We start from the raw sequence: 26100 nt of genomic DNA, 5'->3' as shown, positions 1-26100 counted from the left end.
GCGCGATACTAGCCCCCTCGGCCCACGGCAAGCGCCCATCCGCGCCTGCCCCGGGCCCGGATGCGACGTCAGTTCGCCGCGGTCACGATATCGGCGTCGTTTCGGTAGAACAGATGCGCCCCGATCGCGGCAGTCTGGTCAAAGTGGCGCGCCCATGACGGGGTGACGCTGACGGTATGATAATAGGTCGCGCCGTGGGTCAGGTTGCGCTGCGCACCGTCAAGCAGAACCCGCGCCACCTTGCCAACCTCGTCCCAGGCCGCCTGTTCATGGATCGCGTCCGACCGGCCGTCACAAAGATAGCTGAACTGGCAGCCCTGATGGACCACACCGCAGACGCTTGACGGGAAAAGACCGCTGTCGACGCGGTTGAGAATGACCTCGCCCACCGCGAACATGCCGCGCACGCTTTCCCCGCGGGCCTCGAAATACAGCGCCTGCGACAGGCACTGCCACTGCGCGTCGCCCGTCGCCTTGGGCAGGCTGTCAAGCCACGCGGTGTCGTAATGAACCTGATCGGGGGCGCTGCGTGCGGCGGAGGGGGGCGGTGCGGTCAGCGCCACGAGGCGCGCAGTTGGAACGACGGCCAGCGCCTGACGTTCTTCGCCCAGAAGCGCGCCAAGTCGGGACGCGAGAAGATCATCGGCATGGGCGACGCCGGCAAGCGATGCAAGCGCCACGGCCGCCAGGGCCAGGTACCGCGCCACCCGTTGTCGGAATGAGACCGTCATGTCTCCAACTCTTCGTTTCACGCGGATTGACCCCGCGCAGGCGGGGCGCTCTTAGGCCAATCCACGTGCAACGTCCACCCATCCACGCCCTTTCCATGCCAAGAAGGCCATTTTTCGCCGACGTGGGTTATTTCGCTTTTACAGGTATTTACGGGCTATACCTCAGATTCCACTTGAAGTTCTTCCCGATCCAGCAGCGCCAGTTGCGCGGCAGTCAGTCGTGCGGCGGGCACCCTGAAGGGCGAGCACGAGACGTAGTCAAAGCCGTGTTCACGGCAAAACGCGATGGCCGATCGGCTGCCGCCATGTTCGCCGCAGATCGACAGGACAACCTTCGGACGGCCGGCCCGGCCCCGCGCTGCTCCGATCGAAAGAAGCTCTCCCACCCCCTCGATGTCGAGGCTGTGGAACGGGTCTTCGGGAAAGACACCCTGCTTGACGTAGGTCGACATGAACCGGCCGGCATCGTCGCGCGACAGGCCATAGGTCATCTGCGTGAGGTCATTGGTGCCGAACGACAGGAACGCCGCGTGCTGGGCGATCTCGGCCGCACGCAGCGCCGCGCGCGGCGTCTCGACCATCACGCCAAGACGATAGGTGAAGGCCACGCCCGATTCCGACTGCACCGCAGCCGCCACCGCGTCGATCCGGCCCTTGACCAGTTCCACCTCGCGCTTGGCACTGACCAGCGGGATCATCACCTCGGGCACAACCATCCGGTTGCGCCCATGCGCGGCCACGGTCGCCTCGAAGATGGCGCGCGCCTGCATGTCGTAGATTTCCGGCACGGTGATGCCCAGTCGCACGCCACGCAGACCCAGCATGGGGTTGTACTCGCTCAGCGCCTCGACCCGCGCCGTCACCTCAGCCAGCGGCAGGGCCAGCTGCGCGGCAAGGTCGCGCAGGCCCGCGCGGTCGGATGGCAGGAATTCGTGCAGCGGCGGATCGAACAGGCGGATGCAGACAGGCTGCCCTTCCATGATCTCGAAAAGCGCAGCGAAATCGGCCCGCTGCATTGGCAACAGACGTGTCAGGACAGCGCGCCTGTCCTCGGGCGAATTGGCAAAGATCATCTCGCGCATCACGCCAAGGCGGTCGCCCTCGAAGAACATGTGTTCGGTCCGGCAGAGGCCGATGCCTTGCGCGGCGAAGTTGCGCGCGGTTTGCGCGTCCTTGGGCGTGTCGGCATTGGCGCGAATACCGATGTCGCGGAAGGTGTCGGCCCATGCCAGCAAGGTCTGGAACGCGCCGTCCAGCGCCGCCTCGCGCATTGCCGGTTCACCGGCCAGCACCTCGCCGCTGGTGCCGTCCACGGTGATGATGTCGCCGGCACGCAGCTTGCGGCCCCCGGGGGTGATGATCAGGCCGTGCTTGCGGTCGATCTCAAGGTCCGAGGCGCCGACCACGCAAGGCAGGCCAAGGCCGCGCCCGATCACCGCGGCATGGCTGGTGATGCCGCCGCGCACTGTCAGCACCGCCTTGGCCGCATGCATGCCGCGGATGTCCTCGGGTGTCGTCTCGCGCCGGACCAGCACGCAGGGCTCGCCCCGCGCGGCACTCGCCTGCGCCTCGTCCGCGGTCAGCACGATCCGGCCGGTGGCCGCACCGGGGCTGGCCGCGATGCCACTGACGATGCGGTCGCGCGCGGCGTCCGGGTCGACCTGTCGGTGCAGCATTTCCGACAGCGCGCCGGGGTCCACGCGCATCACCGCCTCGTCACGCGGGATGATGCCGTCCTCGGCCAGTGCCACCGCGATGCGCACCGCGGCCCGGTTGGCCCGATGCACGCGCACCGCGTCGATGATCCGCAAATGCCCGTTCTCGATGGTAAATTCGATCTGCATTTCTTCGCGCAGACGGCTGCGGACCAGTGCGCCATAGGTGCAAAGCGCCTCGAACACCTCCGGCGCGTCGTCTTCCAGCGAGGGTCCGCGCGGATCACGGGTCAGATAGATCGCGCCAGAGGGTGCGCTTAGCGCCTCGCGGCCCTGGCTTTGGCTCAGGTAGCGGCCAGTGATCTGCGGCGCGCCGGTCGCGGCATCGACAAACTGGATCACGCCGGACCCGCACAGGCCCTGCCCCACGCCCAGCGCCATTTCCTGCACCACAAGGCCCAGACCCGCATCTTCGGGCGCACCCTTGGCCTGCCGCAAAAGCCGCGCCGTGGTTCCGTCCCAAGCCCGCGCCATCGACCGCAGCACTTCGGCCAGCTGCTCGTCCACATCCTGCGGAAAGGGCTCATCCGTTTCGTCTTCATAGGCCTGCAGCATCCGCGACAGCGCCACCGCCGTCGGTTCGCCCGGCAGGTCGAAGGCCTCGGGATCAAGCCGCGCGACATGCAGCGCAAAGGCCTGCACGAAACGCAGGTAAAGGGCCGTCGCTGTCGCCTCGCCCAATGTCTGGCTCAGGGCCGCGTGGCGGGCATCGTTCATGCCGATATTCAGGATCGCGCCCGGCCCGCCCCAGTCCGGGTCTTGACTGGAGGGACGCACCGACAACAGCGGCGCATCCCCGAAAGGCGCAAGGATTTCAGTGACATCAGACAGGCCGCCACGGGCGATCTCGGCCACGGCGGCAAAGGACAGCGCCACCGTGGTGGGCACCGGCAGGTCCAGCCGGACCAGCCGCTGCAGGCACTTCGCCCGCCCGCCATGAACGGCGGCCGACATCGAAGCGGTCGGCGTGATAAGCGTGACCGGTGAAAAGGTCGTGTGTTTCTGCACTGCGGCACATCCTTTGTCGTGGCGCAGCATACGCGCGCCCCGCCGCATGTGTAAAGGAAGGCTGACAGCCGCGTGTCAGCCTTCGATGCGGGTCAGGTCGGCCACCTGCGCGCAGGTTTCCCGAATCCGGTGCAGCAGGTTCAGCCGGTTGCGACGCAGCACCGAGTTGGGGTCGTTCACCTGCACGGCGGTAAAGAAGGCATCAATCGGGCCGCGCAGGGCGGCCATCGCGGCCATCGCTGCGGCGAAATCCTCGGCCTGCATGGCCGGGCCAATGGCCGCCTCGGCCGTATCCAGGGCGGAGAACAGCGCCTTTTCGGCCGGGTCGGCGGCAAACTTTGGATCGGCCCCGAACGAATACTCCACCCCGTCGGCCGCTTCGGCCTGCGTCAGGATGTTGTTGGCCCGTTTGAAGCCCTGCACAAGGTTCGTGCCATCCTCGGTGGCCAGAACGGCGGCCAGTGCGCGGGCGCGCTTGACCAGCAGCGTCAGGTCGTCGCGATTGGGCATGGCGAGGCAAGCGTCGATGATGTCGTGCCGGATGCCCTCGTCGCGCAGGAAAACCTTGAGGCGGTCGTGGAAGAAGGCGACGAGATTGTCGCTGACCTCCCCCACATCACCCTCGCGCACCATGGCGACCCAGGCCTCCGCTTCGGCGCCAAGGCGCGCGGCCTCGGCGTGGAACTCGGCATGAAAGCCATGTGCGGCCAGCGTGCCTAGAAGGTGACCCGACACGCCCTCGTCGCCGTGACGCAGGCGTAGGATCTGCGTGTCGAACAATCGGTCGAGGTGCAGGCGCAACCCATTCTCCAGAACGATGCGGATCACCCCCAGCGCCGCGCGCCGCAGCGCGTAGGGGTCCTTGCTCCCGGTGGGCTTCTCGTCGATCGCCCAGAAGCCGCACAACGTGTCGATCTTGTCGGCCAGCGCCACGGCAATGCTGACAGGCTCGGTCGGCACCGCGTCGGACGGGCCCATCGGTTTCCAATGCATCTCGCAGGCCGCCGCCACGGCGGGTTCCAGCCCCGCGGCCTCGGCATAATAGCGGCCCATAAGCCCCTGCAATTCCGGGAATTCGCCCACCATTTCCGACCGCAGGTCGGCCTTGCACACGCGCGCGGCCTCCGCTGCCAGATCGGGCGCGGCGCCGACCATGGGCGCGATCTCACGCGCGAGGGCCGCGATCCGCGCCACCCGGTCGGCCTGGCTGCCCAGCTTGTTGTGGAAGGTGACGTTGGTCAGCCCCTCGGCCATGCCCTCCAGCCCCTGCGCCTTGACGGTGCGCAGGTCGTTGTCCCAGAAGAACCGCGCGTCCGACAGCCGCGCCGTCAGCACCTTGCCATTGCCGGCAAGGATCGTCGTGCCATGATCGGCGGTTTCCACGTTGGCGACGGTGACGAACCCCTCGATTCGGCCCGATTTGGGGTTTTTCAATGAGAAGAACTTCTGATGCGTGCGCATCGAGGTCTGCAGCACCTCGGGCGGCAGGCCAAGGAACTCGCGCGCGATATCGCCCAGCAGCACCACCGGCCATTCGACCAGCCCCGCCACCTCGGCCAGAAGCCCCGCATCCTCGACCACCTCTAGGCTCCGCGCAAAGGCCTGCCCGGTCGCCTCATGCCAGATCGCATCGGCCCGTTCATCGGCGCGCAGTACCACGTGCGCGCGCTTCAGCTTCGCCTCGTAATCCTCAAAGGAGGAAACCGAAAACGCATCGGGCGCCATGAAGCGGTGGCCGCGCGTCGTGTCGCTTGCCACGATGCCATCCACGTCCAGCGGCACCACCTCGGCCCCCGTTTCGGTCACGAGAATGCACAGGATGGAATGCAGCGGGCGCACCCAACGCAGGCTGCCCGCGCCCCAGCGCATCGACTTGGGCCAAGGGAAATTGCGGATCGTGGCCTCCAGCACCTCGGCCACGATGGCGGCGGCGGGGCGGCCGGGCCGCGTCTGAACGGCGAAATAGACCTGCCCCTTCTTGTCGTCGCGCACCTCCAACTGCTCGCGCGTCAGCCCGGTGGAGCGCAAGAAGCCCTCGATCGCCTTGTCGGGCGCGCCTACGGCTGGCCCCTTGCGCTCTTCGCGCACGGCACGGCTTTGCGCACTTAGCCCCTCGATGGACAGCGCCAGCCGGCGCGGCGTGGAAAAGGCGCCCGCCGCGGCATAGGTCAGCCCCGCCTCGACAAGGCCATCCGTTACCATCCGCCGCAGGTCCTCGGCGGCACGGGCCTGCATCCGGGCCGGAATCTCCTCGGAAAACAACTCGATCAGCAGGTCGGGCATCAGTTCAGTCCTTCGGGTGCGGGCGGGCAGCCTTCGGGCGCGGGATCGCCGTTATAGACGACCGCGCCACAGGCATTGATCTGGTTCCATTCATAGCCGCGCCCGTCGGGGAAAATCGCGGCGACACGGTCGACGCCGTAGACAAGATTATCGCGGGCGTGAAAGGCCACCGCTTCGCCCTTTTCCAGCGCGGCGCCGATGTCCTGCGCATTGAAGCAAGAGAACCAGCGCGGGGCGTTCAGCGGTTCCGGGTCGGAATAGACCTGATAGGTCTGCTTCAGAACATCGATCGGAACGCCCGTGGTAAAGCAGGCGCGGTAGCGGATGGGCGAGCTGTCGCTGTCGATGGCATTGAAGTTATCGAACGCAATCAGCTCCGGCTTGCCCGTCGCAACGGAGACAAGTTGCACTTCTGCAACCCGTGCGGCCGTCACGGGGGAATAGAAGGCGTAGACCTGCAAGTAATAAAGGCCACCCCCCGCAATGACCGCGGTCACGAGGATCGCCAGGATCGCCAGACGCGCATTCATGCCGCGGCCCCACCTGCGGCGGTGGTCACGAAGGCATCGGCGCAGGCCTTGGCCAGTGCCCGAACCCGCCCGATATAGGCCTGCCGCTCGGTCACCGAGATCACGCCGCGCGCGTCGAGCAGGTTAAAGAGGTGACTGGCCTTGATGCACTGGTCATAGGCCGGGTGCGCCATCACGATTGTGCGCCCCGCGCCATCCGGCTGCGCCGCGTCCAGAATGCGCCGGCACTCGGCCTCGGCATCCTCGAAATGCTGCAACAGCATCGCGGTATCGGCCTGGTCGAAGTTCCAGCGCGAATATTCCTGTTCGGTCTGGCGGAAGATGTCGCCATAGCTCAGCGGGATCGGCGTCTGGGGATCGTTGAACGGCATCTCCATGACATGGTCGACGCCCAGCACGTACATCGCCAGCCGCTCCAGCCCGTAGGTCAACTCGCCCGAAACCGGGGCGCAGTCATGCCCGCCGACCTGCTGGAAATAGGTGAACTGGCTCACCTCCATCCCGTCGCACCACACCTCCCAGCCAAGGCCCCAAGCACCCAGCGTGGGGCTTTCCCAGTCGTCCTCGACAAAGCGGATGTCATGCAGGCTGGCATCGATCCCGATCGCGGCGAGGCTGCCGAGATACAGCTCTTGCAGGTCCGGCGGCGACGGTTTGATCAGGACCTGAAACTGGTAGTAGTGCTGCAGGCGGTTGGGGTTTTCGCCATAGCGCCCGTCGGTCGGGCGGCGCGAGGGCTGGACATAGGCCGCGGCCCAGGGCCGGCTGCCCAGCGCGCGCAGCGTCGTGGCTGGGTGAAAGGTGCCGGCGCCCACTTCCATGTCATAGGGCTGCAGGATCGCGCAGCCCTTCGCGGCCCAGTACGCCTGAAGCCGCAGGATGATCTCCTGGAAACTGCGCGGTTGGTCGGCCATCTGCTGTCCCTCGGGGTGGTCGCGTTGCCCGCGTTCCATAGGCTGCGGGCGCAGAGGGGTCAATCAGGGGGCGCCGCCCTGCCACGCCGGTTTGACCTTATGCCGCATCCGGTCAGTTTTGTGCTGCACCGGGCCCACGGTCTGCTAGTCTGCCGCGCAATGCCGAAGGATGATATTTTTCAAGGGGACAGGCGAACGATGTTGAGAAGATGGCTGGCGGTTGTGGCGATGGTCTGGTTGGGCCTGCCGGCTGCCGCACAGACAAGCTGGGTGCAGGTTCAGGCGCTGCCCACTTTGACCGAAGCACTTGACCGCGCCCGCAGTTTTGCAGCCCGGCTGCCCGACGTGAACGGTTTTGTCCTGCAATCGGGCTGGTACACCATCGCGCTTGGCCCCTACAACCGGCCCGATGCCGATGCAGTGCTGGCGCAGTTGCAGGCGCAGGGCGAAATCCCGGCGGACAGTTTCGTCAGCGAGGGCGGGCTTTACACCAATCGTTTCTGGCCAGTGGGGGCCCCGCCGCCGGCCGCCGAGACGGCCACCAACACGAATGCGGACACTGGCACTGGCGCCGACACGGCTACCAACACCGCCTCCGACGGGGCCGAGACCGACAACACCACGCTCGCCGCCGCGCCGCAGCCCGCCCCCGAACCCATCATCGATGAAACCCCGGCCGAGGCTCGCGCCTCGGAGGCCCGGCTGACCGCGGATGAGCGCATGGCGCTCCAGATCGCGCTGCAATGGGCCGGCGTCTATAACTCTGGCATCGACGGCGCCTTCGGCCCCGGCACCCGCTCGGCGATGGCTGCATGGCAGACGCAGAAGGGCTATGACGCGACAGGCGTTCTGACCACCGGGCAACGCGCCGAATTGCTGTCGAATTACAATCGGGTGCTGACAGAGGCGGGCATGAAGACGGTGCAGGATACCGGCGCCGGTATCGAGATTCAGATCCCCGCCGCGCGCGTGGCGTTCGGCGCCTACAACCCACCCTTTGCCGATTATCCCGCCACCGATGGCAGCAAGGCGCACGTCGTCCTGATCTCGCAGCCGGGCGATGCCAACCGCATGGCCGGGCTCTATGAAATCATGCAGACACTGGCCCTTGTGCCGCCCAACGGGCCCCGCGGCAAATCCTCGGACGGGTTCGAGATCGACGGGCAGGATGCCAGCATCCATTCCTATACCTGGGTCACGCTGAAGGATGGCACCATCAAGGGCTTCACCCTTGTCTGGCCGGCGGACGAGGAGGGGGCGTTCAAACGCATCCGCGACGCGATGAAGTCCAGCTTCCGCAGTCTTGATGGCGTGCTCGACCCCGGTCTGGTGCCGCCGGGCGAAGAACAGTCGGTCGACATGGTGTCGGGGCTTGCAGTACGCAAACCGCAGCTGACCCGCTCAGGCTTTTTTATCAGCGCCGACGGCATGGTCCTGACCACCACCGATGCGGTCAAGGATTGCGCCCGCGTGACGGTGGATGACGAACATGACGCGGCCGTTACCTTTACCGATCCGACGCTCGGCATCGCCGTTCTGACGCCGGCGGAAAAGTTGGCACCGCTGGCCGTGGCCGAATTCCAGACGGCCGTTCCGCGCCTTCAAAGCGAGGTGGCCGTCGGTGGGTATTCCTTCGGCGGCGTTCTTTCGGCGCCGTCCGTGACCTTCGGCAAACTGGCCGATGTGCGCGGCCTGTCCGGTGAAGACAGCCTGCGCCGCCTTGAGGTAGCCACCGAAGAAGGCGACAGCGGCGGGCCGGTCTTTGACAGCAGTGGCGCTGTGCTGGGCATGCTGGCCCCGTCACGCCCGGCCGACGGACGGGTCTTGCCCGCCGGGGTAGGATTTTCTGTCGACAGCGCGGCGATTGTCGGGGCGCTGGATCAGGCCGGCGTCGAGGTGACGACGACCGATACGACCGGCTTCATGCCCGCGCCGCAACTGGCCCGGCGCGCCGCCGACACCACCGCTCTGGTCAGCTGCTGGTAGCGCCAAGCGCCGGCGTGGCGTGGATCAGCGTCGGCACCGGCGCGACAAGCGCCTCTCGTACCGCCTCCTGAAACGCGTCCAGCGTTTGGGGGGCGGCGGACCGCGCACCGTAGGCCTCGGCCAGTTTGAGGAAATCGGGATTGCGCTGGATCACGGCGTTCGGCGCGATCTGCGCGCGCACCATGCTGTCCTCGATCTCGCCCAGCTTGCCATTGTCCCACAGGATGATCGGCAGGCTCAGGCCCAGCTCCACCGCCGCAGCAAGTTCCTGAATCGTATACTGAAACCCGTAATCGCCCGCGATGGCCAGCGTCGGCAGACCGGGCCGGCCCACCGCCCCGCCAATCGCGGCCGGCAGCGCGTAACCCAGCGTGCCGAAGCCATGCGGATGGTGCCAGAGATTGGGCTTTGGCGCCTCCCACACTTCCAGCGTGGCATAGGCGAATTGGGTCATGTCGGAAAAGATCATCGCTTCGGGCGTCAGGCAGGCGCGCAGGGCATCGGCCACCGGCAAGATACCGGGCCGTTCGGCGGCGATCTGGGCCCGCCACGTGGCCTTGGTCGCGGCCACATCCTCTACCGGCCAGAGCGGGCCGCGCGATGCGGGCAACGCCGCGGCAATCCCTTCCATCGCCCGCCCCGCGTCACCCGCGATCCGCAGCACCGCCGGGAATGACAGCAATTCTTCGGGGTCGATGTCGATGCGGATCAGCGGACAGCTATGGCCGGGATGCGCGCGCCACAGGTCAACTTCGGACAGCGCCGTGCCGATGGCGATGACAAGATCGGCCTGCGCAAAGACGTCGGCACTGCCAGGGCGGGCGAGGAAACTGCCGAACGAGGTGGGCCAATCCGCCGCGATCAGGCCCCGTCCGGCATAGGTGGTAAAAACCGCCGCCCCGCTCTTGGCGACCAGCGCGCGCGCCGCCTCGGGCGCCGCCGCCGCCCCGCCGCCCAGCACGATCAGCGGGCGCACGGCGGTGGCAAGCCGCGCCGCGGCCTCGGCCAGCAGCGCCGGATCGGACCCGGGACGCGCCGCCGACCCCTCGGGCGCGGGGCCAAAGGCGGCTGCATTGCCCTGCAACGCGGCGATGGGCAGACAGATGTGGCGGGGCCGCGGCCGGACCAGCTCCATCTCCTGCAGGGCGCGGTCGATCAGGGCATAGGCGGCCTGCGGCGTTACCGCCATTTCGGACCACTCACAAACCGTCCGTGCCGCACCGACCTGGTCGCGCATCTGGTGCAATTGCCCCCGACGGGCCGCGGTTTCGTCCAGTACCGAGGACAGCACCAGCATCGGCACTGAATCGGAATAGGCTTGCCCCATTGGTGTCATGACGTTGGTCAGGCCCGGCCCGGAAATGACGTAGGCCACGCCGGGCCGTCCCGTGGCACGGGCATAGCCATCGGCCATGAAGCCCGCGCCGCCCTCGTGCCGGGCAAGGACATGGCGCAACCCGGCTTCTTCGATGCCGCGATACATTTCCTGATTATGGACGCCGGGAATGCCGAAGATCACCTCGACCCCGCGGTCGCGCAGCATGTGTGACAGGTGCGCGCCAAGGGTGCGTTGCATTGTGGATCCTCCGGTCAAGACAATGGCGGGACGCGCGAACGCCCCGCCCTTGCCGGCATCTTTCCCCATTTTCGCAGCGACCGAAAGCGCCGAGCGTGCTTAGCCGACGTGGAAAAGCGTTGCGAAAAGCCGCGGATCAAGGCTCTCGGTTGCAAAGGTCGGGCCTTCGGTCAGCAGGCTGACTGCATCATGGCTGTGCAGACTTTCCTGATGACTGGCCACGACGCGGAAATCGCCGATGCGCGGGTCGGCCTGCAACTGCTCGGCGAAAAGCCGCGCCGCATCCTCGACGAAGATCGGATTTGCGGCGTTCAGCTCTGCAAAGGCCTGCTCGTCCTCGCGCTTGACCATCACCTGCGTTTCGGTCGGCACCGCGGCGCGCGCCATCTCGACGAGATCCTCGAACCACAGCACCTCGGTGTCCGGCGCGACAACGACCGACAGCCGCGCGACCGAGCGCTGGCTGTGCGGGGTCGCCAGTTGGCCACGAAACTGCCGCGCATGTTCGCTCAGTTCAAGGCTGCAGGGACAGGTCGAGGCATAGACATAATCGAGATGAACGATCTGCCGGCGCTCTCCGTCCTTCTCGACCAGTTCAAGCGCGATGTCGTAATATTGAAATCCCGACAGGCCAGAACGCAGTGAATTGACCTTCATCGGGAAGGAAAATCGCATCTGGATACGGGCGTCGAAACTTTGCAGGTCTGTCTTGTAGTCGTTCAGCGCTCGCTCGATCACGTCAAAGCTGAAGGTCTCGCCGGCATGACGGTAAAACGACCGCATGATCCGGGACATGTTGATGCCCTTCTTCTCGGCGTCGAGGCTGACGGTGCCTGTCACGCTGGTCTCCAGCGTCATTTCAGCATTGTCGCGGGTGCGGTAGCGGATCGGCAGGCGAAAGTTCGAGATGCCGACATGCTGGATCTGCCGGTTCGCGCCCTTGATCAGCGAGGCCGGGCCATTTTGCAGGTCGGGCATCGCGTCCTTGTAGGCCTCGTCCACAACGAAATCATGCGGGTAGGCGCGTGACAGCACGGGATAGTCATCCCCGGTGCCGCCCGGGATCAGCCGCGCCACGGCAGGATCGAGCGTATCGACCTCGGTCTGCGTTGCCTCGGACGCCCAGCGGCGCAGCAGGGCAAGCGCCTCGGCAGCTTCGGCACGGCTTGGCAGACGATCGAAATCGGACGAATGGACGTTCATGTCGGGGATCCCCTTCGGGTGTTGCGCAGCCCCTGAAACGGGGCATCGCGGCAGGAGCGTTCTTACCTCAAGAATACGGTTCTCAGGACCGTCCGGATCAACCTCGATTCCCGTCACATCGCCGCGAGGCCGCGCCGAATATCGGCCAACAGATCGGCCGGATCCTCCAGCCCAACCGACAGCCGCACCAGCCCCGGCGTAATGCCCAGCGCCGCTTTCTGCTCTGCTGGCAGGCGCTGATGGGTGGTGGTGGCGGGATGGGTCACGATCGACTTCGCATCACCCAGATTATTGGAAATCGTGATTATTTCCAATGCGTTAAGCAGGCTGAATGCTGCCTCTTGGCTGCCGGCGTCGATCGACAGCACAGTGCCGCCCGCGCCCATCTGCGCCATGGCCAGCGCGTGTTGCGGATGATCGGGCAGGCCCGGATAGATGACGCGGGCCAGCCGCCCGTCAGACACCAGCGCCTTCGCCAACTCCTGCGCGCACGCGGCCTGTGCGCGCACGCGCAGTTCCATCGTCTCCAGCCCTTTCAGCATCACCCAGGCGGTGAAGGGCGACATCGCGGCACCGGTATGTTTCAGGTAGGGCTCTGCCACCTTGCGCACGAAATCGCGGGTGCCGAGGATCACACCGCCAAGGGCACGGCCTTGCCCGTCGATATGCTTGGTCGCCGAATAGACGACCACGTCGGCCCCTTGGGCCAGCGCATCGGAAAAAACCGGCGTGGCAAAGACGTTGTCCACGATCACCAGCGCACCAACCGCATGGGCCAGTTCCGCGACAGCGCGGATATCGATCACCTCCAGCGTGGGGTTGGACACGCTTTCAAAGAACACGGCCTTCGTGCCCGGCCGGATCGCGTCGCGCCACTGGTCCAGATCGGTGCCATCGACGAAAGTCACCTCAACCCCGAAACGCGTCAGGATTTCTTCAAGGATATAAAGACATGAGCCGAAAAGTGCCCGCGCTGCCACGACATGGTCGCCCGCCTTCAATATCGCGCTGAGCGCGCCGTTTACGGCGGCCATGCCGCTGGCGGTGGCAAAGGCATCTTCGGCGCCTTCCAGCGCGGCGATGCGGTCTTCGAACATGCGCACGGTGGGGTTGCCATAGCGGGCATAGATGAACTCGTCCTCGCCCGCTTTGAGGAACCGCGCCTCGGCCTGTTCTGCGCTGTCATAGACAAAACCCTGGGTGAGAAAGATCGCCTCGCTCACCTCGCCATACTGGCTGCGGCGGGTGCCGGCATGCACGGCCCGGGTGCGTTTGGTCCAGTCAGCCATTCTTTTCGTCCTCCGCCCGCTGCCCGGGCAACAAAAAACCCCGATACCGGCAAGGCATCGGGGCTGGCGGCCCTGGTCCTCTTTAGCGGCATGTTTAACGTGGCCCGCAATCCGGTCAAATCGCCACGCAGGCAGGATTAGCGGCGGTGCCCCGCGTCGTCAAGCACCGCGGGCCGCGGCCTTTCACCCAAGCTTAACCCGAATCGGGCCACCCTTGGCACTGGTGCAAACCGGCAAACAGGGGCGACATGCGCTACCGCGATACCCGCTGGCCCAGCAGTTGCGACTTGACGGTGGAAACGCCACAGGGCCGCGGCCGGGCCCGTGTCATCAATGTCAGCGCCACGGGGCTTCGCCTGCAGGGCGCGCCGCCTATGGCCCGTGGCGCACTGATCGTCCTGCATTTCGCCAGTGAACGGGTCTCGGCGCGGATCACCTGGGTGCATGGCGATCTTTGCGGCGGCAGCTTTGCTCTGCCCGTATCGCGCCGGCAGCTCGATATCCTGCGGCAGACAAAAGGTAGCGGCGGTGCGGGCCTTGCCGCGCGAAGTGCCGGGCTGCATGGCTTTCGCGAAATGAGGTAAGGCCGCCCCGGCGAATGCGGGGCTAGTCGCCGCCCGCCGTATCCTCTTCGATCAGGTAGCGTTGCAGCAACACGATCTGCAGCCATAGGAACAGGAACAGCGCCAGCGGAAACCCGAAGGTCTCGATCTTGACCCAGAGATCAGTCGACTGGGTGCGCCAGACGACTTCGTTACCAATGGCCAGCAGGGCGAACATAACCGTCTGCCTGCGGGTCAGCTTCATCCAGCCCTCGTCCTGCATCGGCAACAGTTCACCCATCACATATTGCAGGTAGCTTTGCCGCCTGAGCAGGCCAAAAGCGAGGATCAGGGCGAACAGGCCGTAGATGATCGTCGTCTTCATCTTGAAGAAACGTTCGTCGTTCAGATAGGCCGTGAGACCGCCGAACACGATCACCATCAGCGCGGTCAGCACCTGCATCCGGCTGAGCCGGCCCGAGAGGCGCCACAAGACGCCCATCGCGATCAGCAGCACCGGGATGAAGGCCAGCGTGGCCACGATAAAGCCGGAATAGCTGGTCCCGCCGATGACGAAATGCGCGTCCTTGATGCGCAGGTAAATCACGAAGAAGGCCAGCGTCGGGCCCAGTTCCAGCACCTGCTTGACGATGGGGTTGATGTGGCGCTCTGCCATTCCTGTCTCCCTGCTACCGTCCCATTTCAACGATCACGGCGCCCAGCGCAATCAGCGACATCAGGAAAAGCCGCCGTGGCCCAACCTTGTCACCGAGGATGAACCAGCCGATCAGCGCGGCGAAAACGGTTGACGTCTCGCGCAGCACAGCCGCCTCGCCCACCTTGTCGAGCCGCGTGGCCATCATGACACCGCCAAAGCTGAACCACGCGATGACAGCGCCGGCAAAGCCGCGCAGCATCAGCGGCCCCAGCACCGGCGGCGTGGCCATGCGCCGATACCGCCAAAGCGCGATAAACGGAAAATCCAGCGCGGTGATGAAGAAGAACCACGCCAGAAAGGTGAACGGATCGGTCGATTGCCGGATGCCCCAGGCATCGTAGGTGGTGTAAATCGCCACGATCACGCCGCAGGCCACGGCCCAAGCCAGGCCAATACGAATCGCCATCGGGTCAAGGTGTTCTTCGGACAGGTTACGCAGCGCCAGAAGCAGGATCCCACCCGACAGGCAGGCCACGCCCAGCCATTGCATCGGGTGGAAATGCTCGCCGAAGACGACCGAGGCGAAGGCGACCGTCACCAGCGGGCCGGTGCCGCGCACGACAGGGTAGACCACCGTGTAGGCCGCGCGGTCATAGGCCAGCGCCATCGTCATCTTGTAGCTGAAATGGATCACGATCGCGCCGGCGAGGATCGCCAGGGTCAGGCCCGTGGGCGCCGGCACGATAAAGATCGCGACCGGGGCCGAGATGATTGCCAGCCAACCGTCGATCGCGCCGCGCGACAGCCACGGATCGTGCCGGCCCTTCTGCAACGCGCCGAATACCGCGTGCGCCAGCGCCGACATCAGCGCAAGCACCATCGCTAGCCGGGCCCCTTCGGGCGTACCGGCGAGGGAAACCAGCCATTCACCCATTCACTGGTGTCTCCGCGCGGTGGCGGGGGGCTGTCTGCCCCCCGCGGCCCCGTACCGGGGCCTCCCCCCGAGAATATTTTTGGCCAGAAGAAGAGGGCGTCACGCGTCCAGCCCCACCAGCGCGCGGGCAAATTCCTGCGGGTCGAAGGGGGCCAGATCGTCGATCTGTTCGCCCACGCCGATGGCGTGGATCGGCAGGCCGAAACGGTCTGCCAGCGCCACCAGCACGCCGCCCCGCGCGGTGCCATCAAGTTTCGTCATCACGAGGCCAGAAACATCCGCCAGCGCACGGAACACATCGACCTGGTTCAGCGCGTTCTGGCCAGTCGTCGCATCGAGCACGAGCAGCGTGTTATGCGGCGCGTCCGGGTCTTTCTTGCGGATCACGCGGACGATCTTGGACAACTCCTCCATCAGGTCGGCGCGGTTCTGCAGCCGGCCCGCGGTGTCGATCATCAGGAGGTCCGCCCCCTCGGCCTGCGCGCGGCCCATCGCATCGAAGGCGAGGCTGGCGGGATCAGAGCCCTCGGGGGCTGTCATCACCGGCACGCCGGCACGCTCGCCCCAGACCTGAAGCTGTTCGACGGCGGCGGCGCGGAACGTGTCGCCCGCGGCGATCACCACCGACTTGCCCGCGGCACGGAACTGCGCGGCCAGCTTGCCGATCGTCGTGGTCTTGCCCGAGCCATTGACGCCCACCACCAGCACGACCTGCGGCTTTTTCGGGAACAGCGGCATGGGCCGGGCCACGCCTTCCATCACGCGGGCCACCTCGTCAGCCAGAAGGCCCTTGATATCGTTGGCCGACAGGCGACGGCCCATCCGCCCCTCGGCGATATTGGCGGTGATCCGGCGGGCCGTGTCGACACCCATGTCGGTGCCGATCAGCAGGTCTTCCAGCTCTTCCAGCATCGCGTCGTCCAGCACACGGCGCTGCGACGTGTCCGGGACGGCGGGTGTGGTGGCAGGGCTGGACGGCGCAGGAGCGGGTGCGGAGGAGGGTGCCGGCGCGGCGGGCGCCTCGTCGACGATGGCATCAAGCCCTTCGTCGATCCGGGACGAGGAGCGCAGCAGGCGATCCTTCATTTTCTTGAAGAAAGACATCTTGGCCCTCCGGCGGTGAATAAGTTCACCTAATGGGCTTCGCGGGAGGAGGAAAGGGTCAGATCCCGGCAGGGCCTGCGAAAACCGAGAGGAACTGCAGTTGCGCCAGCCAGTAGAGGGGCCAGACCAGCCAAGGCAGCGCGCGCCGCAGCGCACCGGGCGGCAGCAGGAACCGCTCGGCCGCGAGCAGGCTGTCGGAGGCAATGAAAAGGGCGGCGGCATAAGCCAGCCCCGGCAGCGGCAGCGCGAATGCCGCCAGCCCCATTGCCACGATCAGCACGAGATACGCCATGACAGGCCAGCGCAGCGCGCCCGTCCGCGGCCAGAGCAGCGCCGCCATGCCAAGGCCCAGCCCGATCAGTACCCAGCCGGGCGCCGTGGGCGACCAGACCGGCGCACCACGCGCAATGAACAGAGCAAGGTAGGCCAGATGCCCCGCAGCAAAGGCCGCAACGCCGGCAAGAAAGGCCCGCTCGCCCCGTCGCGACAGCGCGAAATCGCCAGCCGCGCCAAGCGCAAGGCCCAGCACCAGCAGCCCCGGTGCGCCCGATACGGCCGCCGAGGCCGCCAACAGCGCGACCGAGGCGGTCTTGACCACGCTTTTGCCCCAGCTTTCGGGCATGGCCGTGCAGGCCCAGAAAATCAGCGCAAGACAGGCGGCGGGAAGGATCAGCCAGGCGTTCATGCGACACGCTATGGCCGGACGGGCCCGCCCGGCAAGCCCGGATGCGGCCCCTCAACGCAAGGCCTGACCGGCGTCATACGCCATGCTATATCGCGGGACATGATATCGCCACGCCGCCCTTTTACCGCCCTGCCGCCGATGGTGCTTTTCGCACTTGCCACGCTGCTGCCGGTCGCCTTGATCGGGGTGGCGGCGATGCGTGGTGGTGGCTGGGCGCTGGCTGCACTCTTGGTGATGACCGCAATGGCGGCGGGCCTCGATGCGCTGGTCGCGCGCGTCACGCCAGCGTTGGAGGGGGCCGAGTTTCCGGCGGGCGACGCATTGTCGGTGACGCTGGGACTGGCGCATTTCGCGCTGATCGCGCTGGTATTGCCCGCGCTGGCCGGGCCGGGGCTTGGTCCGGCGGCGAAACTGGGGGTGTTCGTCGCGGCCGGCCTGTTCTTCGGCCAGGTCAGCCATCCCAACGCGCATGAGCTGATCCATCGCGGCGGGCGGGTGCTGCACGGGCTGGGCGTGGCCCTCTACGTCTCGCTGCTTTATGGCCACCATGCCTCGGCGCATGTGCTGGTCCACCATGTCCATGTCGCCACCCGGTCCGATCCCTCGACCGCGCGGCGTGGCGAAAGCTTCTACCGCTTCGCCCGGCGCGGCTGGATGGGGGCGTTTCGTGCGGGCCTGCGGGCCGAGGCGGCGCGGTTGGCCCGCGTCGGCCGGCCCGGCTGGCGCAACCCCTATGTCATCTATGTCTTCGGCGCGGTCTTGACGCTGGCCGCGGCTTTCGCGCTGGCCGGGATCGTTGGCGTGGCGCTGTGGTTGGGGTTGGCGGCCTTTGCGCAGGTGCAGATCCTGATGTCGGATTACGTGCAGCATTACGGGCTGACACGCAGCACCCTGCCCTCGGGCCGGGCCGAGCCGGTGAGGCCGCGTCACAGCTGGAACAGCCCGCACTGGTACTCCTCGGCGATGATGCTGAACGCGCCGCGCCACTCCGACCACCATGCGCACCCCGCGCGCCCCTACCCCGCGCTGCGCCTCGATGCCGGACCGGAACTGCCGCACAGTCTGCCGGTGATGGCCTGTATCGCCCTCTGGCCACGTCTCTGGCGGCGGGTGATGGACCCCCGCGTTGCCGCATGGGAGGCCCAATCGTGAAAGCGGCATTGGCCCTTTTGCTTAGCGCGACCGCAGCGCTTGCAGATACGCCCCAGCAGGGCCCGATGAGCGCCGGCGCGTTCGAGGCCTATACCACCGGCCGCACCATCACCTATGCCGAGCAAGGCGCCACAACCTACGGGCGCGAGCATTACGGGCCCGACCGCACGGTGCTGTGGTCTGACGACGGGCAAACCTGTACCGCGGGCCGCTGGTATCCGAATGGCAGCAGGATATGTTTTGTCTACGAAGACGACCCGACGCCACAATGCTGGATTTTCTTCAAAACTGCCAAGGGCTTGCGCGCGCTTTACCAAAACCACCCAGGGGTTGGGCCGCTTCTGGAGGTGCCGGGGCCGGATGCGCCACTGGCCTGTGCCGGACCCGTCCCATCGGTCTGAAGCGTCGCTAGAACAGGTCGCCCTGCTCGGGTGGTTCCTCGTCGCGCGGCTTGCGGCCCGGGCGGCCACCCAGCGCGACGCGGCCATCTGCGAATTCCACCTCCAGCGCACGGGCCGCCCGCATTGCCGCCACTGTCGAAATCACCGCGCCGTCGCCCCGCATCACCGCGTAGCCGCGCGCCAGCGTGGCGCGGTATCCCAGCGTCTCATGCAGCCGGGCCAGCGCCGTCAGCCGATCGGCCCGGGTGGACAGGTCGCTCCGGCTGCGCTCGGTAAAGCGGCGCACGAGGTCGCCCAGCCGCTCGGCCTTGCGGCTTAGCCCCTCGGCCACCAGCCGCGGGCGCAGGCGGGGAACCGCCCCAAGGTCGCGCCGCCGGTTGGCGAGGTTGCGCACCAGTCCAGGCACCAGCCTGCCCGACCAGTCGCCCAGCCGACGCTGATCCTGAACGAGCTGACGCCGCAGCAGCGCCGGTTTCAAGGCGCCAGAGGCCTCGGTCAGGCGCAGACGCTTGCGCCCTGTCGCCGCACGCAATGCAAACGGCAGCCGGGCGTCGACGGCATCCAGCCGCTGGCGCGCTGATTGCAGCAGCGCCTCGGGCCGGGGGAGCGCGCGGGCAAGATCGCGCAGCCGCTGACCGCGGGTTGACAGCGCTTGGGCCGCCCCGCGCACCAGCCGGGCCTCGTGGTTGCCCAGCATCGCCAGCAGTTCCGCACGCACCGGCACGGCAAGTTCTGCCGCTGCCGTGGGTGTGGGCGCACGACGGTCGGCAGCATAATCGATCAGCGTCGTGTCGGTCTCGTGACCCACGGCCGAGATCAGTGGAATGTCCGAGGCCGCGGCAGCGCGCGCGACGATCTCTTCATTGAACCCCCACAGATCCTCGATCGACCCGCCACCGCGCGCCACGATGATCAGGTCGGGCCGCGGCAGCGCGCCGCCCGGCGTCAGCCGGTTGAACCCCTCGATCGCGGCGGCGACCTGCGGCGCGCAGCCCGCCCCCTGCACCGCGACCGGCCAGACCAGCACCTTGCGCGGGAACCGGTCGCGCAGCCGGTGCAGGATGTCGCGGATCACCGCGCCTGTGGGCGAGGTCACCACGCCGATCACCTCGGGCAGATAGGGCAAGGGCCGTTTGCGCGCGGCATCAAACAGCCCTTCGGCCGCCAGTTTCGCCTTGCGTTTTTCCAGCATCGCCATCAGCGCGCCGGCACCGGCCGGGATCACGTCCTCGACGTTGATCTGGTATTTCGATTGCGGGCCGAAGGTGGTCAGCCGGCCCACGGCGATCACCTCCATCCCCTCTTCGGGCCGGTGTGTCAGACGCGCAACCTGGCCCTTCCAGCTGACCGCGGCCAGCACGTTGCGGTCGTCCTTGAGGTCGAAATACATGTGCCCGGTGCGCGCAACGACGACGCGGCCCACCTCGCCGCGGACCCGGACCATGCCAAACTCGCCCTCGATCACGCGCCTGACGGCGCCGGAGATTTCCGACACGGTGAATTCCGGGGCGTTGCCGCCCTGCCCGGGCTCTTCCAGAAGGTCCATGCCGTCCCCTGTCGGTCGCACTTGTGATCGTCTGCCGCCAACCTTAGAACGCGCCCCAGCAAAGGCCAAGCGGAGCCACCGGACATGAACATCCTGATCCTCGGCGGCGGCGGGCGCGAACACAGCCTTGCCTGGGCGATCCGACAGAACCCGAAATGCGACCGGCTGATCGTGGCGCCGGGCAATGCGGGCATCGCCGCCATCGCCGAATGCGCCGATCTCGACATCCTCAACGGCAACGCGCTGGCCGTCTTTGCCGAGGAGAACGGGATCGACCTTGTCGTGATCGGCCCCGAAGCGCCGCTGGCGGCCGGCGTGGCCGACAGGCTGCGACAAGCAGGACTTGCCGTTTTCGGACCTTCGGCAGCCGCAGCACAGCTGGAATCGTCGAAATCTTTCACGAAAGAGATCTGCGTCGCGGCAAACGTGCCCACCGCAGCCTATGCCCGCTTTACCGAGGCCGGCCCCGCCCGCGCCCATGTGCAGGCCCATGGCGCGCCCATCGTCATCAAGGCCGACGGGCTGGCCGCGGGCAAGGGCGTGGTCGTCGCCATGACCGAGGCCGAGGCGCTGGCCGCCATCGACGACATGTTCGCAGGCCATCTGGGCGCGGCGGGCGCTGTCGTGGTCATCGAGGAATTCATGACCGGCGAGGAGGCATCGCTTTTCGTGCTGGCCGACGGCGAGGCGCTGCTGCCCTTCGGCACCGCCCAGGACCACAAGCGCGCATTCGACGGCGACACCGGCCCAAATACCGGCGGCATGGGCGCCTATTCCCCCGCCCCCGTCCTGTCACCCGAGGTCGAGGCCCGCGCGCTAGAGCAGATCATCCGGCCCACGCTGGCGGAAATGGCGCGCCGCGGCACGCCTTTCTCGGGCGTTCTTTACGCCGGGCTGATGATCGAGAACGGCCAGCCCCGCCTGGTCGAATACAATACCCGCTTCGGCGACCCGGAATGCCAGGTGCTGATGATGCGGCTGGGCGCGCAGGCGCTCGACGCGATTCAGGCCTGTGCCGAAGGGCGGCTGGCCGAGGCGCAGGTGAACTGGGCCGACGATCACGCGATGACGGTTGTCATGGCCGCGCAGGGCTATCCCGGCGGCTACGAAAAAGGCAGCATCATCAACGGGCTGGATAGGCTGCCCGACGACAGCAAGCGTGCGGTCTTTCATGCCGGCACCGCGACGCAGGGCGGCGCGATTGTCGCAAACGGGGGCCGCGTGCTGAACCTGACTGCGCGCGGCGACACCCTGCAACAGGCGCGCGACGCGGCCTATGCGATGGTCGATGCCGTGGACTGGCCAGAGGGGTTTTATCGCCACGACATCGGCTGGCGCGCGCTTTAACCAAGAAAAAAGGCCGCGCCAGGCGGCGCGGCCCGTTCCAATCGGTCGAACCGTTGCTCAGGCTGCGCGGCCAACGAGCACGCTGTCGATCTCGCGCGCAGCAGCCGTCTCGTCATTGCCGGCAACGGCCGCGATCTCGCGCGTCAGGCGCTCCAGCGCGGCCTCGTAAAGCTGCCGCTCCGAATAGCTCTGCTCGCGCTGATCATCGGCGCGGTGCAGGTCGCGCACCACCTCGGCGATGGCGATCAGATCACCCGAGTTGATCTTCTGTTCGTATTCCTGCGCCCGGCGCGACCACATGGCCTTCTTGACCTTGGCCTTGCCCTTGAGCGTCTTCATCGCATGGGCCACCACGTCAGGCGACGACAGCGAGCGCATGCCCACCTCGGTCGCCTTGTTGGTCGGCACGCGCAGCGTCATCTTGTCCTTTTCGAACGAGATCACGAACAGTTCCAGTTCGTACCCAGCGACTTCCTGCTTTTCGATCGACACGATCTTGCCCACCCCATGCGCGGGATAGACGACGAAATCGTTGGGGCTGAAATCGCTCTTGCGGGTCTTCGACATGATTATCCTTTCAAGCAGGCCACAGTCGACAAAAGAGCGGCGGCGATTCGTGTTTCGCCGTCGGCCGGTCGTCAGGGTCTGTCGGGGTCAGTTCATTGGCAACATTGGACATATCATACCAGAAAAATGGGTCCGATGGAAGGATGTCCCCCAAACGCCCGAGATTCCTGCAAATTCAACGGTTTTGTGACAGTCCGCGGCACCAAACCAAAGCGGCGAGCCCGAATCGGTCAGCCGCCGGTGCCCGGCGCCTCGGAAAACAGGTCCATCTTGCCCGGTTTGCCGTCCATTTCTTCGGCCTCGGGCAACGGATCCTTGCGGGTGATGATGACAGGCCATTTCAACGCATACTTGCGATTGAACTCCACCCATTTCTCCATGTCCGGTTCGGTGTCGGGCCGGATTGCGTCGGCGGGGCATTCCGGCTCGCACACGCCGCAATCGATGCATTCGTCGGGATGGATCACCAGCATGTTCTCACCCTCGTAGAAGCAGTCCACGGGGCAGACCTCGACGCAGTCGGTGTATTTGCAGGCGATGCAGTTGTCGTTGACGATATAGGTCATGAAGGGAGGTTCCGATTTTGTCGAGTGTCAACTAGGCCAGACAGCCCGCTCATTCAAGCGCGAATGGGTCCGCGTCGCGGCGATGTTGCGCCATGTTGCGCCGCTCGCGCTTGCCCGGCCTGCCGCCGCCGTCAAAGCCGGGCGCGGGCGCATCGGCCGGGTCGGGTGCCGCCGCGGACGGCGGTGCCAGATCATCGTAAAGCGCCTGCGCTTCGGGGGCAGGCCCGCGCCGGTCGCCGCAGGCGATGATCCGCACCACGCGCACCGCGTTGCCTTGCGGAAAGGTCAGCACTGCGCCGGGGCCAACCATCCGCGCGGGTTTGGAGATGGGGACGCCGTCAATCCGCAGCTTGCCCGCACTGACCAGCGCCGTGGCTAAGGTGCGGGTGCGAAAGAACCGCGCCTGCCACAGCCACTTGTCGACGCGGATCGTCGCCTCGCTCACTTGGTGCGGAACCCCGCAAGCGCGGCAGCGAACGGATTGTCAGGATCAATCGGCTTTTCGTAGCGGCCCTTGTCCTGACGTGGGCGCGCCTCGTCCGTGCGGGACTTTGCGCCCTCGCCGCCGGGTTTGCCTTGCCGGCGGCCCTTGCCGCGCGGGCGTTCGCCCTGCGCCTTGTCCGGTTGGCCCTGTCCGCCCTGCCCCTTGCCACGGCCACGCTTGGCACGGCCGCCCTCGGCGCTGTCGCGACGCTGGCCGCGCCCGGCCCATGTGAAAGTGACGAACTGCTCCATCTCTGGCGCATCCGGCATGTCCGGCAGTTCCGGCATGTCCGGCTCTGGCAATTCCGGTGCCGGCTCGGGTGTTTCGGCCGGGGCATCACCCGGCACCTCGGGCGGCGTCTCTGGCGGCGTCTCGGCCGGTGGCGCGGGGGGCGTGTCGGGGCCCGGGTCGGCCGGCGTGTCGGGAGGAGTCTCGGGCGCCGGATCGGAAGAGGCCTCTGGCACCACGTCGGCATCAACGACGCGCGGTGCCTTGACCTTGGGCCGCTCGCCCCGCTCGGCGCGATAGCCAAGCCCCTCCATCAGCCCGGCGAACTGGTCCAGCGTCATGCCGGTGATCGACAGCATGTCCGCCGTCGCCTCGAAGCCGTTGCGGCTGTCCTTGTCGCGCAGCATGTCGGCCAGACGTTCCAGCATGTCGATGCGGATCGCCCGCTCGCCTGCGGCGCGAAAGCCCGCCATCGCGTAGGTGCCGGGCGGCAGCCCCTCGACCGTGGGCACGGTCACAAGGCCGGGCGGCGGCGCCTCGGGGAATTCTTCCAGTTCCTTGGCCAGCGACCACAGCACCAGCCGCAGCCGCGTTGGCGCGGGTTTCAACAGCAAGGGCATGAAAATGGTGAACTGGCCAAAGCGGATTCCGTGCTTGCGCAGCGCGGCGCGCGCTTCCTGATCAAGCGACTTCACATCCTCGGCCACCTCGCCGCGCGGGATCAGGCCGAAATGCTCAATCAGACGATAGGCGAACCCGCGCGCCATACCGGTCAGGGTCTCGTCGGCCTGCAGCTTCAGCAGGGGTTCCATCACGGTCGCGACCTTGCGGTCGATGAAGTGCTGCAACCGGCGCTTTACCTTCTCGGCCACCTCCGGTTTCGCCTCGTCATCGACGAAGGCCACGACGGTCGGGCGCAGCGGATCCGGGCCCAGCGCCAGCTTGCCCACTGCCTGATCGCCCCACATCAGCCCGCCCTGCTCGGTAAAGTCGATCTCGGTATCGGGGGCGTTGTAGAAACGGTCGGCGCGCAGGTGGAAATGCGGCGCCAGCGCCTTTGCCGAGGCCGCCCGCAACGTGCGCGCCTCGTCAGGACTGCCGGCCTTGTCCATGCGAAAACGGAAACCCTCCAGACGGCCCACGAATTCGCCGTCCACTGTCACTTCACCCTTGTCGTTCACGTCCGCCACGAGGCTGTCCTTCTGCTTGAGCCGCCGCAACAGCACGCTGGTGCGCCGATCCACGAATCGCTGTGTCAGCGCGCCGTGCAGCGCATCTGACAAACGGTCTTCTACAGCGCGTGTTTCCTCACGCCAATGCGATTCGTCCCGCAACCAGCCGGCGCGCTGCGCGACGTAGGTCCAGGTCCGGACATAGGCCAGCCGCTTTGACAGCGTGTCGATGTCGCCCTCGGGACGGTCGACACGGGCAAGCCGCTGCGCGAACCAGTCGGTCGCGATCGCCCCGTGCTGGTGCAGGAAATTGAAGATCTCGGTCAAGAGCGCCGCATGTTCGGCCTTCGAAATGCCGCGAAAGTCGGGGATCCGGCAGACATCCCACAAAAGCCGCACCGAGCGGCCGTCACTGGCCCGCGCCATCACTTCGGGATCTTCCGACAGGGCCCGCAGTGCCGCAAGGTCATCGCTTTCGCGCACCCGGGTCAGCAGCGGATTTTCGGTGCGTTCCTCCAGCGTCTGCAACAGCCGCTTGACCGAGCCAAACTGCAACGCGCTGTTGCGCCATTGCAGACGGGTGACGGGGCGAAAGCGGTGTTCGGTGATCGCCTCGATCACATCGTCATCCATCTCTGGCGCCTCGCCGGTCACGCCGAAAGTGCCATGCGTCATGTGCCGTCCGGCGCGGCCCGCGATCTGGGCCAGCTCGTCCGGGGCCAGCACCCGCACTCGGCGGCCGTCGAACTTGGTCAGCCCGGCGAAGGCGACATGCGTGATGTCCAGGTTCAGACCCATCCCGATGGCATCGGTGGCGACAAGGTAATCCACGTCGCCGTTCTGATACATTTCAACCTGCGCATTGCGCGTGCGCGGGCTGAGCGCGCCCATGACAACCGCCGCGCCGCCCTTGGTCCGGCGGATCAGCTCGGCGATCCCATACACATTTTCAACCGAAAACGCGACGATAGCCGCACGAGACGGCATCCGGCTGATCTTTTTCGAACCTGTCCATGTCAGGGTCGAAAACCGCTCCCGCTTGACGAACTGCGCGTCGGGTACCAGCGCGGCAATCGCCTGCCGCATCGTTTCAGAGCCAAGGAAAAGCGTCTCGTGCAGGCCACGGGCATGCAGCAGCCGGTCGGTGAAGACATGGCCGCGCTCGGGATCGGCGCAAAGCTGGATCTCATCGACGGCAAGGAAATCCACCCCCATGCCCTCCGGCATCGCCTCGACGGTGCAGACCCAGTACTGCACCCGCGGCGGCACGATCCGCTCTTCCCCGGTGACCAGCGCCACCACGCCCGGCCCGCGCAGCTTGACGATGCGGTCATAAACCTCGCGCGCCAAGAGCCGCAGCGGCAGGCCGATCACACCGCTGCGATGCGCCAGCATCCGCTCGATGGCGTAATGCGTCTTGCCGGTGTTGGTCGGGCCGAGAACGGCCGTGATCCGGGCGGGCGTGGTCATGATTGTCCC

The 26100-nt window shown here is 66.6% G+C and carries 22 protein-coding genes and 1 riboswitch; of the genes, 5 read left to right on the top strand and 17 right to left on the bottom strand.

Annotated elements, in window-relative coordinates; translation table 11 throughout:
- Positions 1–68 precede the first annotated feature (68 nt).
- The 5 genes from GC146_RS03035 to GC146_RS03015 form a co-directional block, all read right to left on the bottom strand.
- The gene (locus GC146_RS03035) at positions 69–731 is read right to left on the bottom strand and encodes a cell wall hydrolase (protein WP_291834177.1); all 663 of its coding nucleotides are present in this window, start codon (positions 729–731) and stop codon (positions 69–71) included.
- 155 nt (positions 732–886) lie between these two features.
- Positions 887–3484 (bottom strand): putative PEP-binding protein, encoded by a 2598-nt coding sequence (locus GC146_RS03030; protein ID WP_291834175.1) that lies wholly within the window; start codon positions 3482–3484, stop codon positions 887–889.
- Between the two features lie 45 nt (positions 3485–3529).
- Positions 3530–5737 carry a glycine--tRNA ligase subunit beta gene (gene glyS, locus GC146_RS03025; protein ID WP_291834173.1) on the bottom strand — a complete coding sequence of 736 codons (2208 nt, stop codon included), beginning with the start codon at positions 5735–5737 and terminating at the stop codon, positions 3530–3532.
- Entirely contained in the window at positions 5737–6267 is a 531-nt protein-coding gene (locus tag GC146_RS03020) for a DUF6446 family protein (RefSeq protein WP_291834171.1), read from the bottom strand. Before GC146_RS03020 ends, glyS begins: the two co-directional genes overlap by 1 nt.
- The gene (locus GC146_RS03015; RefSeq protein ID WP_291834170.1) at positions 6264–7181 is read right to left on the bottom strand and encodes a glycine--tRNA ligase subunit alpha; all 918 of its coding nucleotides are present in this window, start codon (positions 7179–7181) and stop codon (positions 6264–6266) included. Before GC146_RS03015 ends, GC146_RS03020 begins: the two co-directional genes overlap by 4 nt.
- Positions 7182–7379: 198 nt before the next feature.
- Between GC146_RS03015 and GC146_RS03010 the strand changes: the two genes are divergently transcribed.
- A complete protein-coding gene (locus GC146_RS03010; protein ID WP_291834167.1) occupies positions 7380–9167 on the top strand; it encodes a trypsin-like peptidase domain-containing protein in 1788 nt (595 codons plus the stop codon).
- On the opposite strand, the gene GC146_RS03005 is transcribed toward GC146_RS03010, so the two are convergent.
- From GC146_RS03005 to metZ, 3 genes are all read right to left on the bottom strand, one after another.
- Entirely contained in the window at positions 9154–10743 is a 1590-nt protein-coding gene (locus GC146_RS03005; protein WP_291834165.1) for a thiamine pyrophosphate-binding protein, read from the bottom strand. The two genes, GC146_RS03010 and GC146_RS03005, sit on opposite strands and share 14 nt — an antisense overlap.
- Positions 10744–10842: 99 nt before the next feature.
- Positions 10843–11946 (bottom strand): GTP cyclohydrolase FolE2, encoded by a 1104-nt coding sequence (folE2, locus tag GC146_RS03000; protein ID WP_291834163.1) that lies wholly within the window; start codon positions 11944–11946, stop codon positions 10843–10845.
- 113 nt (positions 11947–12059) lie between these two features.
- Positions 12060–13235 carry an O-succinylhomoserine sulfhydrylase gene (gene metZ / locus GC146_RS02995; RefSeq protein ID WP_291834162.1) on the bottom strand — a complete coding sequence of 392 codons (1176 nt, stop codon included), beginning with the start codon at positions 13233–13235 and terminating at the stop codon, positions 12060–12062.
- Positions 13236–13296: 61 nt separating this feature from the next.
- A riboswitch (SAM riboswitch) is annotated at positions 13297–13372 on the bottom strand.
- Between the two features lie 111 nt (positions 13373–13483).
- On the opposite strand from metZ, the gene GC146_RS02990 reads away from it, so the two are divergent.
- The gene (locus tag GC146_RS02990; protein ID WP_291834159.1) at positions 13484–13819 is read left to right on the top strand and encodes a PilZ domain-containing protein; all 336 of its coding nucleotides are present in this window, start codon (positions 13484–13486) and stop codon (positions 13817–13819) included.
- 22 nt (positions 13820–13841) lie between these two features.
- Here the strand turns inward: GC146_RS02990 and GC146_RS02985 are convergent, their stop codons facing one another.
- The 4 genes from GC146_RS02985 to GC146_RS02970 all read right to left on the bottom strand — a co-directional run bounded on the left by GC146_RS02985 (position 13842) and on the right by GC146_RS02970 (position 17158).
- A complete protein-coding gene (locus GC146_RS02985; protein ID WP_291834157.1) occupies positions 13842–14453 on the bottom strand; it encodes an inner membrane-spanning protein YciB in 612 nt (203 codons plus the stop codon).
- Positions 14454–14466: 13 nt separating this feature from the next.
- Positions 14467–15369: a DMT family transporter gene (locus GC146_RS02980; RefSeq protein WP_291834154.1), complete on the bottom strand. Its 903-nt coding sequence runs from the start codon at positions 15367–15369 to the stop codon at positions 14467–14469.
- A 99-nt stretch (positions 15370–15468) separates the two neighbouring features.
- Positions 15469–16473, bottom strand: coding sequence for a signal recognition particle-docking protein FtsY (gene ftsY, locus GC146_RS02975; RefSeq protein WP_291834152.1), 1005 nt, complete (start codon positions 16471–16473; stop codon positions 15469–15471).
- A 58-nt stretch (positions 16474–16531) separates the two neighbouring features.
- Positions 16532–17158: a lysoplasmalogenase gene (locus GC146_RS02970; protein WP_291834149.1), complete on the bottom strand. Its 627-nt coding sequence runs from the start codon at positions 17156–17158 to the stop codon at positions 16532–16534.
- A 99-nt stretch (positions 17159–17257) separates the two neighbouring features.
- Between GC146_RS02970 and GC146_RS02965 the strand changes: the two genes are divergently transcribed.
- Positions 17258–18310, top strand: a complete 1053-nt coding sequence (locus GC146_RS02965; RefSeq protein ID WP_291834146.1) for an alkane 1-monooxygenase — start codon at positions 17258–17260, stop codon at positions 18308–18310.
- Between the two features lie 65 nt (positions 18311–18375).
- Complete coding sequence (locus GC146_RS02960) at positions 18376–18711, top strand: hypothetical protein (protein WP_291834144.1); 336 nt, start codon at positions 18376–18378, stop codon at positions 18709–18711.
- A 7-nt stretch (positions 18712–18718) separates the two neighbouring features.
- On the opposite strand, the gene xseA is transcribed toward GC146_RS02960, so the two are convergent.
- Entirely contained in the window at positions 18719–20257 is a 1539-nt protein-coding gene (gene xseA, locus GC146_RS02955) for an exodeoxyribonuclease VII large subunit (protein WP_291834141.1), read from the bottom strand.
- Positions 20258–20341: 84 nt separating this feature from the next.
- On the opposite strand from xseA, the gene purD reads away from it, so the two are divergent.
- Positions 20342–21604: a phosphoribosylamine--glycine ligase gene (purD, locus tag GC146_RS02950; protein ID WP_291834139.1), complete on the top strand. Its 1263-nt coding sequence runs from the start codon at positions 20342–20344 to the stop codon at positions 21602–21604.
- Positions 21605–21661: 57 nt separating this feature from the next.
- Here purD and GC146_RS02945 read toward each other — a convergent pair whose 3' ends face one another.
- The 4 genes from GC146_RS02945 to GC146_RS02930 all read right to left on the bottom strand — a co-directional run bounded on the left by GC146_RS02945 (position 21662) and on the right by GC146_RS02930 (position 26091).
- Entirely contained in the window at positions 21662–22171 is a 510-nt protein-coding gene (locus GC146_RS02945) for a CarD family transcriptional regulator (RefSeq protein WP_291834136.1), read from the bottom strand.
- A 230-nt stretch (positions 22172–22401) separates the two neighbouring features.
- Positions 22402–22737, bottom strand: a complete 336-nt coding sequence (gene fdxA, locus GC146_RS02940) for a ferredoxin FdxA (RefSeq protein WP_291834133.1) — start codon at positions 22735–22737, stop codon at positions 22402–22404.
- Positions 22738–22786: 49 nt separating this feature from the next.
- Complete coding sequence (locus tag GC146_RS02935) at positions 22787–23182, bottom strand: RNA-binding S4 domain-containing protein (RefSeq protein ID WP_291834131.1); 396 nt, start codon at positions 23180–23182, stop codon at positions 22787–22789.
- The gene (locus GC146_RS02930) at positions 23179–26091 is read right to left on the bottom strand and encodes a helicase-related protein (protein WP_291834128.1); all 2913 of its coding nucleotides are present in this window, start codon (positions 26089–26091) and stop codon (positions 23179–23181) included. The genes GC146_RS02935 and GC146_RS02930 overlap by 4 nt, the downstream gene beginning before the upstream one ends.
- Positions 26092–26100 lie beyond the last annotated feature (9 nt).

This window comes from Limimaricola sp. (assembly GCF_016125575.1).
In the GTDB taxonomy this organism is placed as follows: domain Bacteria; phylum Pseudomonadota; class Alphaproteobacteria; order Rhodobacterales; family Rhodobacteraceae; genus WGLM01.
The sequence above is the reverse complement of the archived record's forward strand: the minus strand, read 5'-3'. Positions and strand labels throughout refer to the sequence as shown.